Raw genomic sequence first — 8570 nt, 5'->3', positions numbered from 1 at the left:
CCCAGCCAGCGCCGGGCCGATTCCAAGACATCGACGCCGGATAGAGCCACTCAAGGTCCTCGTCGGATGCCTTGACCACGTCGGCAAGCGCCACGAAACGCTCCACCTGGGCCCGCGCAAATTCTCGATCCTTGATGATGCTGGGCCGGCAGTTCGGATCGAAGCTAACAGTCGCATTCGGATGGGCATGCTCGACGGCGGCAAGGACATCCGCTGCGCCCGGCTCCAACATCGTGGCAATCGAGCCGGTATGCAGGAGCGAGGTCCCCTGAAGCATGAACGGCAAGCGCGCGGCGAGGCCGGGAAGCTCCCAGGCGAGGTCGAAGGTGTAGCTTGCAGCGCCGTCGTCGTCGATCAAGGCGGTGGCCACGCTGGTAGGGCTCTCGTCCGGCGGCAGCGGAACCATGACGGAACTGGAGCGCAAGTGGGCTGCGATCGAGTCGCCGTAAGCATCCTTGCCGAAGCGGCCGATGAACTGGACTGCGTGGTCCAGCCTGGCCAGGCCCACGGCAACGTTGAGCGGACTTCCGCCCACGTGGGCATCGATTCCCGAGGAACGCTGGACGACATCAACCAGCGCTTCACCTATGACTGTCAGCATGGGACAACTCTGCCACGCGGATGTGGTGTGCGTCTCTCGATGACAGCCGGTGACTTTGCCGGCAAACCGTCACGCGAGCAGCCGCTGCACCAACTCCCGGCACTTCTTGTACGCAACGGCCCTGGGATCGATCAGGTCGAAATGGTCGCCAGGCACCTTGAGGAACTGGGCCGCGCCCCCGGAAGCGGTGGCTGCGGCAACATAAGCCTCGGACTGGCTGCACGGGACATCCTCGTCCGATGCAGCATGGACCGCGAAGACCGGTACGGGGATGGGCAGCGACCTCATGGGGTCCGCATAGATATGCCGTTTGGGGTATCTTACCGAGTCGCCACCCATGAGGTTGTCGACGGCGCCGTTGCTCAGGTTGAGCCGCTCGGCGTCGGCAAGGTTCAGCAGGCCAGACTGGCTCACAACGCCGGTGAGCCGCACTGCCGCACCGTTGTCATGGCGATGGAGCTGGCGGTCGGCGTCCGGGGCGCCGATTTTGGAGAGTTTTTCCCGCCCGGCCGCCCAAACCGCGAGATGGCCGCCTGCGGAGTGTCCCAGTGCCACCACTTTGTTCAGATTAAGTTCATGTTTGCCGGCAATCTCGCCCAAGTGGTCGATCCCATCGAGGACATCTTCGAACGTATGCGGCCAGCCGCCACCGTTTCCGGCCCTCCGGTATTCAAGGTTCCAGGCGGCAATTCCATGTGCAGCGAGATCCCGGGCAATCGGCTCACCGAGCTCGGCGCCGTATTGGGAGCGCCAATAGCCTCCGTGGATCACCACCACCACTCCATCGGGTTTGTTGCGGTGTGGTTGTAGCGAATCGGGTACGAACAGCTCGCCCCATTGGCTGGAGTGCTGGCCGTAGTAGTACTTGTGCCGCTTCATCGTGTCCTCCTTTGTGCCGAGCCTATCGCGGAGGAGCGCCGCGGAGCGGGAACGATGGCCTGAGGATCCACGCGGAGCCTTCCTGTAGCCACTGCCCGAGCGTACCCTCACGGGTGAAGCGCTACCCTCGCTTCACTCCCGCGTTTTTGCGGGAAATGCTTCTTTACCCGGACGTGATTTCAATGATCCGTCGTATCTCCGCGTCGGTTCTTGTGGCTTTGACCTTGAGTGTGCTGGCTGTGGCTGCGCCGGCTTCGGCGGCAAACCCGCCTGGAACTGGAAAGCCTAACCAGTCCTGCCAATCCCTCGAACCGAACACACCCGGCAATGCCGCCAACAGCCCAGGATCGCCATTCAACGAGCCGGGCATCAACAGCATCAACGGCGGAGTGGGTGGACAGAACTACTCCCCCACCTCCCAATACGATGTTGCATGCTTCCAGGTGGCGCACCGGTAGCGCCAGAGGGCCCGGCTCAGCTCCACTGTCGGACCTCCCCCGTAAGCTGGAGGCATGGCTAGCAATTGGGACAGCTTGGATCCTCAGCTGCGCGAATCAGTACAGGCGAACGTGGAGCTTTACGAACGCGTCCGGCCTGCCCTGAAACTTGTCACCCGCGATGTCCTGTTGACCTTGCGGGACATGCTCAAGAACAGCGAGTCCGTGCCCCTCTTCGTCACGGGACGCACCAAGACGGTCGAATCTTTCCGGGAGAAGATTTCCCGCACCGAGGTGCCCCTGGAGGGGGGTCCGCGGGTGCTGAAGTTCCCGGATCCCTTCCGGACCTTGAACGACATGGTGGGGCTGCGCGTCATCACCAAGCTCCCGGCCGAGAACGCCGCAGTTGCGAACTTGATCAAGCGCCAGCGCCAGCTTTTCGATTGCCGCGGAGACCTTGAGAAGGACATCGGCTCCATCGAGTCCGGCACCTACGGATATTCCAGCCGCCACCTCATCCTCCGCACCATCCAAAACGAGTCCGTGAAGGCCTACCAACAGGTCTTCAATCCGGACATTCCGCCCAATGGCAGCTACTTCTTCGAATGCCAGATACGTACGGTTTTTGCGCATGCCTGGAGCGAGATCGAACACGACATCCGCTTCAAGGCCGAGGATCCGCGCGCTTGGACACCGCATTTCGACCGCCAGTTCACTGCTACAGCCGCAATGCTGGAAACCGTGGAAAGCGCCTTCGCCGACCTCCACGAACGCTACGAGGAAGTCCGCGGCTACTGGGATCTCGACGGCGAAGGCTCCATGCCCCTCACGCCCAACCGGGTGCGTGACGTCTGGCGGACGCTGCTTCCCCACGTTGACCGTAAAGTTGATGACGACTGGGGTTGGGCTGCGGAGCTTCTCGCGGCCCACGGACTGAACAAGACCGTGGAACTCGCCGGTCTCCTCAGCGCCAACCGGATCACCGAGGTCCGCAAAGCCCTGGATCACCGTTACTCCCCTGGACCGGACCGCCTCCTGGATGACCTCCTGCTCTGGCAGTACGGCACTGAACACATCGACCTCACCGCCGAGGCGCCCGACGTCGTCCCCCACCCCCGGCGGGACAGCCTCCAGCGGCGTCTCAAGCAGATTGAGCGGTACCGCCTGACCAACAGCTAAGGACCAATGACACCCGAGCAGCTCCAGTCCCTCCGTTTCACACTGCGCTCTCCCCGCAGGCTCAAGACGGAAGCATTGGCCGGGTTGGTGGTGGCGCTTGCGCTCATTCCGGAGGCCATTGCGTTCTCCGTGATCGCCGGCGTGGATCCGCGCATCGGCCTCTTCGCGTCCTTCACGATGGGGGTCACCACGGCGATCGTGGGTGGCCGGCCGGCTATGATCTCGGCAGCCACCGGCGCCGTCGCCCTCGTGATCGCCCCCGTCATGAAGGATCACGGGCTGAACTACCTGATTGCCACGGTCATCCTGGCCGGGGTCTTCCAAATCGTCCTGGCGGTCCTGGGGGTCACGCGGCTCATGCGCTTCATTCCGCGCTCGGTGATGATCGGATTCGTGAATGCCTTGGCCATTCTGGTGTTCATGGCGCAGCTGCCTGAACTCATCGGCGTCCCCTGGATGGTGTACCCGATTGTGGCCGTCGGGCTGCTGATAGTGTTCGGCCTGCCCAAAATAACGACAGCGGTGCCCGCGCCTTTGGTGGCCGTCGTCGCCCTCACGATCGTCACGACGCTGGCCGGCGTCCGCGTCCCCACGGTGCACGACAAGGGCGAACTTCCCAATAGCCTTCCCGGTTTCTTTCTGCCCAACGTGCCTTTGACCTGGGAAACCTTCCAGACCATTGCCCCGTTCGCTTTGTCCATGGCGCTGGTTGGCCTCCTGGAGTCCCTCTTGACGGCCAAGCTCGTGGATGACATCACGGATACCCGCTCCAACAAGGCCCGGGTGTCCTGGGGCCAAGGCATCGCCAACATCGTCACCGGATTCCTGGGTGGCTTGGGCGGCTGCGCCGTGATTGGGCAGACCATGATCAACGTGAAGGGTTCGGGCGCCCGCAGCCGGCTCTCGACCTTCCTGGCCGGAGGGTTCCTGCTGGTCCTCGTGGTGGCGCTCGGGGACGTGGTGGGCATGATTCCCATGGCCGCTTTGGTGGCTGTGATGATCTTCGTTTCCCTCATCACCTTTGACTGGCATTCGATCCGGCCGGCGACCCTCAAGCGACTCCCGAAGTCCGAGACCGGCGTCATGCTCGTGACGGTGGCCGTGGTGGTGGCGACGCACAACCTGGCTATCGGGGTGGGAGCCGGTGTCCTCACGGCCATGGTGCTGTTTGCCCGCCGAGTGGCCCATTTCGCCACTGTCGAGCGGAGTGAACTCGAGCTCAACGGCCGGACCGTGGCGAGCTACACGGTGGATGGCGAGTTGTTCTTCGCTTCCTCCAACGATCTCTACACGCAGTTCGACTATGCGAAGGATTCCTCGGAGGGAATCGACCACGTGGTCATCGATCTTCACGCCTCGCACATCTGGGACGCTTCCACCGTTGCCGTATTGGATTCCGTGACCGAGAAATACCGCAGGCACGGCCGCGAGGTGGAGCTGGTTGGCCTCAACGCGGCGAGCGTCCGGATGCGCGAACGGCTTGCAGGCAAGCTCAACGCAGGCTAACGTCCCCCGGCACACCCAACGATCGCGCCCCCAACTGATCCCCACCGCCACCCTAGCCTCGCAAGCTCGGCCAGGGAACCCTGGCGGCGTGGCCCCACGCATTTGTTGTCGTTATGAGCCCTCAAAACGACAACAAATGCGAGTCAGTTGGGCTGGGAAACGACGGTCATCTGACATATTGGCCCGATCCGGGTCACGGATTGGGCGCACGTTCAACCACAGTGCCACGATAGAACGATGCTTGAGGCAACAACCAACCCCGCAGAAGCCCCCGTCCTGAATCCGGCACTGGCCGCGGAAGCCAAAATCGCCAGGATCGCGGTCACGGTCTTTCCCGTCCTCGTGGTCCTCGCCGGAGTGGCCGGTTTCCTGCTTCCCGACGCCTTCAAACCACTGGCACCAAGCGTTCCGTTCTTGCTGGGCATCATCATGTTCTGCATGGGCCTGACCCTTACCCCTCCGGACTTCGCATCGGTGGCGAAGCGCCCTTGGGCTGTGGTTCTGGGCATCGTGGCCCACTACGTCATCATGCCGGGCGCTGGTTGGCTGATCGCCGTCGCGCTCAACCTGGAACCCCAGCTGGCAGTGGGCTTGATCCTGGTGGGCTGCGCGCCGTCGGGCACGGCCTCCAACGTGATGGCTTTCCTGGCGAAGGGTGACGTTGCGCTGTCGGTGGCCGTCGCCTCCGTTTCCACCCTCATTGCCCCGATCGTGACCCCTTTGTTGGTGTTTTTCCTCGCGGGTTCCTTCCTGAACATCGATGCCGGCTCCATGGTCCTGGACATCGTCAAGACGGTCCTCCTCCCGGTCATCGGGGGGCTCGCGGCCCGCCTCTTCCTCAAGAAGCTCGTGCGCAAGGTGCTGCCGGCACTTCCCTGGGCATCCGCCGTCGTGATCTCATTGATCGTCGCCGTGGTGGTGGCGGGTAGCGCCGGCAAGATCGTTGCCGCGGGCGGCATCGTCTTCCTCGCGGTGGTTCTCCACAATGGCTTCGGCCTCGGCCTGGGCTACCTGGCGGGCAAGCTGGGGCGCCTCGATGACAAGGCGCGGCGGGCCCTCGCGTTCGAGGTGGGCATGCAGAATTCCGGTCTTGCCGCCACTCTTGCGACCGCGCACTTCACGCCCCTGGCAGCGTTGCCGTCGGCCGTATTCTCCCTGTGGCACAACGTTTCCGGTGCCATCGTCGCGGCCTGGCTGGCCCGGAAGCCGCTCAAGGAGGGCTGACAGCTACGGCGTCTTGAACTCCCAAGGCGCCGCCTTGGTGGTTCCCGCGCCGATGGTGCGTCCTGCGAGCCGGTCAAGGAGCAGTGTGATGGCTCCTTCGAGCGCTTCCGGTTCCGGAGTCCCGCCCGCGGATCCGGGGGCCAGGACATCGAACCCGGCAGGCTGCATCGTGTCCGAAATGATGACCTGGGCTACTCCGCGCCTGGCCAACTCCCCCACCGTGAGGTCAAGAAGGGTGCCGGGCGGGAGAGCCCCGATGATGGCGCCGTCGGCACCGCCGGAGAGCATGAACCGCCGCCACCCTTCGCCGATGAGGATTACGGGCAAGTAGCCGTGCTGAGGCAAAATGCGTGCGGCGGCCGTTGCCAAGGCCCGGTCCCACGGCCATTCCAGGTCGCCGATGGCAATCGCCACGAGGTCGGTCTTGCCGCGGCGCATTCCGCGGGCCGCTTGATTTGGTACGTAACCCAGTTCTTTGGCCGCGGCCTGGACACGCTCTTGTGTTGCTTCGCTGATGCGGGTGGTGCCACCGAGGCGCCCGGACAAGACGTAGGACACGGTGGTGAGGGAAACGCCGGCGCTCTTGGCGACGTCCCGGATGGTCGGCTTCGCTCCAAGTCCCATGGCCTAGCGCTTTCCTTTCTTCCGGGAGCCCTTGCCCCGGCCCTTGTCCGGGTTCGGGGCATAGCGCTGAGCGACTGCCGGCTTTTTGGCGCCGGTGCCGCGGCGGTCCGGCTTGGGTGCCTTCTTGGGCTTCTCCTGCTGCGCCGAAGGCTGCCTCGAGCTCTGGGCGGTTCGCCCCCGGACGATGCCAATGAATTCCTCGATGACCTCGCTCGAGGAGTCGCTCGGCCAGGCCAGGGCGATCTGCGTCCCTTCGGCCCCGGTCAGGCGCCGCGCTACCGTGTCCTTGACGTTGAAATGCCGGGCCACGGACATCGGTAGGATCACGAGACCGGCGCCCGAGGCCACCACCTGCATGGCCATCTCCGGCCCGCCCATCGCGGCGACATCCAGGAAGTTCTCCTCCGCGAGGTCCTCCAACGCCACCTCTTCGAACACCGAGATTTCGTGGCCTTCGGGGCCACCACCACAGGCTGCTCTTCGTAGAGCGGGATGACGTGGAGTCCATCGCGATCCACCGGCAGGCGGACAAAGCTGAGCTCCGCGGAACCGTCGCGCAGGACCTCCAGCTGCGCGCCGTCGTCGGACATGAACGAGTGCAGCGGAACGTCGGGCATGCGCTCTTCCCAGCGCCGGATCCATTTCCCGGGGGTCACGCCGGCGACGTAGGCGAAAGTCAGCCCCTGGGGGCCGCTTGTTTCGGCGTCGGAGGCGTCGGGGACGCCGACGGCGGGCAGGGATTCTTGATCGGATGGCACCAGTTCACAGTACCGCGCGGGCGGTAGCCAACGCAGCGCCGGCCCAAGCTACGCCGCGTACACCTGGACCGCCGTGGCCTTCACCACGAAGAAGACGCGCGAGCCAGGCTCCAGTCCCAGCTCGGCGGACGCAGAGGGCGTGATGTCCGCTGCCAGATCGCCGGCCCGGACCCTGATATGGTCCCCATGCGGTTCAAGATCAGTGATTGCAACCGGGAACGAGTTGCGCGGGCTGCCGTGGGCGGCGTCCAGGAAGATGGAAACGGCCGACGGCGGGAAAGCGGCGACGCCGGGCTCGCCCGGTTCCGCTTCGTCATCGAGGTGTCCCGCGACATGAAGATCGGGAAGCTCCGCGGTGGCGAGCGTCCTGAGTCCGTCCTCCGTGACGGTGCCGGACATGAGGTTCACTCCGGCCAGACCAGCGGCGAACTGGCTTCGTGGACGCCGGAAGACCTCGCGGGTGGCGCCTTCTTCCACAATCCTGCCCTTGTCCATGACGATTACGCGGTCCGCGAGCATGAGCGCATCCAGGACGTCGTGGGTAATGATCAGGGCCCGACGCCCGGACAGGACGCGTTTCAGGAGCCGGCGCAAGTGCGGAGCGGCGTGGATGTCCAGGGCGGACATGGGTTCGTCAAGGAGCAGCAATTCGGGACTGGCCGCCAACGCGCGGGCCACCGCAACACGCTGGGCTTGTCCCCCGGACAGCTGCCCGGGCTTCCTCCCGGCGAACTCCATGACGTCGACTTCGGCAAGCCAGTACCGCGCGGTTTCGCGTGATTCCGCCCGGGAAGCGCCTGCACTGCGCGGGCCGAAAGCCACGTTGTCGAGGACGCTCAGGTGCGGGAAAAGCAACGGTTCCTGGGCCAACAGCGCCGTACCGCGAAGGTGTGGAGGGGTCCATACCCGGCTGCCGCCGTCGAGGTCGAAAAGAACCTGGTCCCCTAGGCGGGCAGAGCCGGCATCCGGCCGCACGAGTCCCGCCGCGACGGACAGAAGCGTCGACTTTCCGGCCCCGTTGGGGCCGAGGATCGCCACGGTTTCCGCTTGCCCGACGCTCAATGACACGTCGAGGTTTCGGGCCCGAACGGTGGCGTCGATGTGGAAGCTCACGCGGCGGCCTCCGCGGGAATGTCTGCGCGGTGGGGACGCCGGTAAGACAGTCCGACGACGATCACCGCCACGGCGACAAGCACGAGTGAAAGGGCGACGGCGGCGTCCGCGTCGGTCTCGCGCTGCAGGTAGATTTCGAGAGGCAATGTCCGAGTGACACCTTGCAGGCTCCCCGCGAAAGTCAGCGTGGCCCCGAACTCGCCCAGGCTGCGGGCAAAGGACAATACCGCCCCCGACGCAAGACCGGGA

The 8570-nt window shown here is 64.7% G+C and carries 9 protein-coding genes and 2 pseudogenes; 4 read left to right on the top strand and 7 right to left on the bottom strand.

The features are described from left to right. Positions 1-601, bottom strand: a pseudogene (locus tag AHiyo1_RS13430) (PfkB family carbohydrate kinase); the annotation flags it as partial. Between the two features lie 69 nt (positions 602-670). After that, positions 671-1480, bottom strand: coding sequence for an alpha/beta hydrolase (locus AHiyo1_RS13425; RefSeq protein WP_059388903.1), 810 nt, complete (start codon positions 1478-1480; stop codon positions 671-673). 182 nt (positions 1481-1662) lie between these two features. On the opposite strand from AHiyo1_RS13425, the gene AHiyo1_RS13420 reads away from it, so the two are divergent. The 4 genes from AHiyo1_RS13420 (at position 1663) to AHiyo1_RS13405 (ending at position 5826) form a co-directional block, all read left to right on the top strand. Next, positions 1663-1938: a hypothetical protein gene (locus tag AHiyo1_RS13420; protein ID WP_148667558.1), complete on the top strand. Its 276-nt coding sequence runs from the start codon at positions 1663-1665 to the stop codon at positions 1936-1938. Between the two features lie 54 nt (positions 1939-1992). After that, the gene (locus AHiyo1_RS13415; RefSeq protein WP_059388901.1) at positions 1993-3096 is read left to right on the top strand and encodes a GTP pyrophosphokinase; all 1104 of its coding nucleotides are present in this window, start codon (positions 1993-1995) and stop codon (positions 3094-3096) included. Between the two features lie 6 nt (positions 3097-3102). Next, entirely contained in the window at positions 3103-4602 is a 1500-nt protein-coding gene (locus AHiyo1_RS13410; protein ID WP_059388900.1) for a SulP family inorganic anion transporter, read from the top strand. 237 nt (positions 4603-4839) lie between these two features. Continuing rightward, a complete protein-coding gene (locus AHiyo1_RS13405; RefSeq protein WP_059388899.1) occupies positions 4840-5826 on the top strand; it encodes a bile acid:sodium symporter family protein in 987 nt (328 codons plus the stop codon). A 3-nt stretch (positions 5827-5829) separates the two neighbouring features. Here the strand turns inward: AHiyo1_RS13405 and AHiyo1_RS13400 are convergent, their stop codons facing one another. The 5 genes and pseudogenes from AHiyo1_RS13400 to AHiyo1_RS13380 all read right to left on the bottom strand — a co-directional run. Further along, positions 5830-6450 carry a LacI family DNA-binding transcriptional regulator gene (locus tag AHiyo1_RS13400; RefSeq protein ID WP_059388898.1) on the bottom strand — a complete coding sequence of 207 codons (621 nt, stop codon included), beginning with the start codon at positions 6448-6450 and terminating at the stop codon, positions 5830-5832. A 3-nt stretch (positions 6451-6453) separates the two neighbouring features. After that, positions 6454-6888: a LysR substrate-binding domain-containing protein gene (locus tag AHiyo1_RS28270; protein WP_172465582.1), complete on the bottom strand. Its 435-nt coding sequence runs from the start codon at positions 6886-6888 to the stop codon at positions 6454-6456. Then, positions 6774-7040, bottom strand: a complete 267-nt coding sequence (locus AHiyo1_RS28265; protein WP_445286220.1) for a LysR substrate-binding domain-containing protein — start codon at positions 7038-7040, stop codon at positions 6774-6776. Before AHiyo1_RS28265 ends, AHiyo1_RS28270 begins: the two co-directional genes overlap by 115 nt. 216 nt (positions 7041-7256) lie before the next feature. After that, entirely contained in the window at positions 7257-8321 is a 1065-nt protein-coding gene (locus tag AHiyo1_RS13385) for a sulfate/molybdate ABC transporter ATP-binding protein (RefSeq protein WP_059388897.1), read from the bottom strand. Beyond that, positions 8318-8570 (bottom strand): annotated as a pseudogene (locus AHiyo1_RS13380) (molybdate ABC transporter permease subunit); the annotation flags it as partial. The gene AHiyo1_RS13385 and the pseudogene AHiyo1_RS13380, both read right to left, overlap by 4 nt.

Origin of the sequence: Arthrobacter sp. Hiyo1 (assembly GCF_001263615.2) — a bacterium.
Taxonomy (GTDB): Bacteria; Actinomycetota; Actinomycetes; order Actinomycetales; family Micrococcaceae; genus Arthrobacter.
Note: the sequence above shows the minus strand (reverse complement) of the source record. Positions and strands in the feature narration are given on the sequence as shown.

Excerpts from the sequence above, each read along its gene's own strand:
- AHiyo1_RS28265 (WP_445286220.1), bottom strand. The coding sequence starts at position 7,040 with ATGTCCGACGACGGCGCGCAGCTGGAGGTCCTGCGCGACGGTTCCGCG.
- AHiyo1_RS13410 (WP_059388900.1), top strand. The coding sequence starts at position 3,103 with ATGACACCCGAGCAGCTCCAGTCCCTCCGTTTCACACTGCGCTCTCCC.
- AHiyo1_RS13420 (WP_148667558.1), top strand. The coding sequence starts at position 1,663 with ATGATCCGTCGTATCTCCGCGTCGGTTCTTGTGGCTTTGACCTTGAGT.
- AHiyo1_RS13400 (WP_059388898.1), bottom strand. The coding sequence starts at position 6,450 with ATGGGACTTGGAGCGAAGCCGACCATCCGGGACGTCGCCAAGAGCGCC.
- AHiyo1_RS13405 (WP_059388899.1), top strand. The coding sequence starts at position 4,840 with ATGCTTGAGGCAACAACCAACCCCGCAGAAGCCCCCGTCCTGAATCCG.
- AHiyo1_RS13425 (WP_059388903.1), bottom strand. The coding sequence starts at position 1,480 with ATGAAGCGGCACAAGTACTACTACGGCCAGCACTCCAGCCAATGGGGC.
- AHiyo1_RS13415 (WP_059388901.1), top strand. The coding sequence starts at position 1,993 with ATGGCTAGCAATTGGGACAGCTTGGATCCTCAGCTGCGCGAATCAGTA.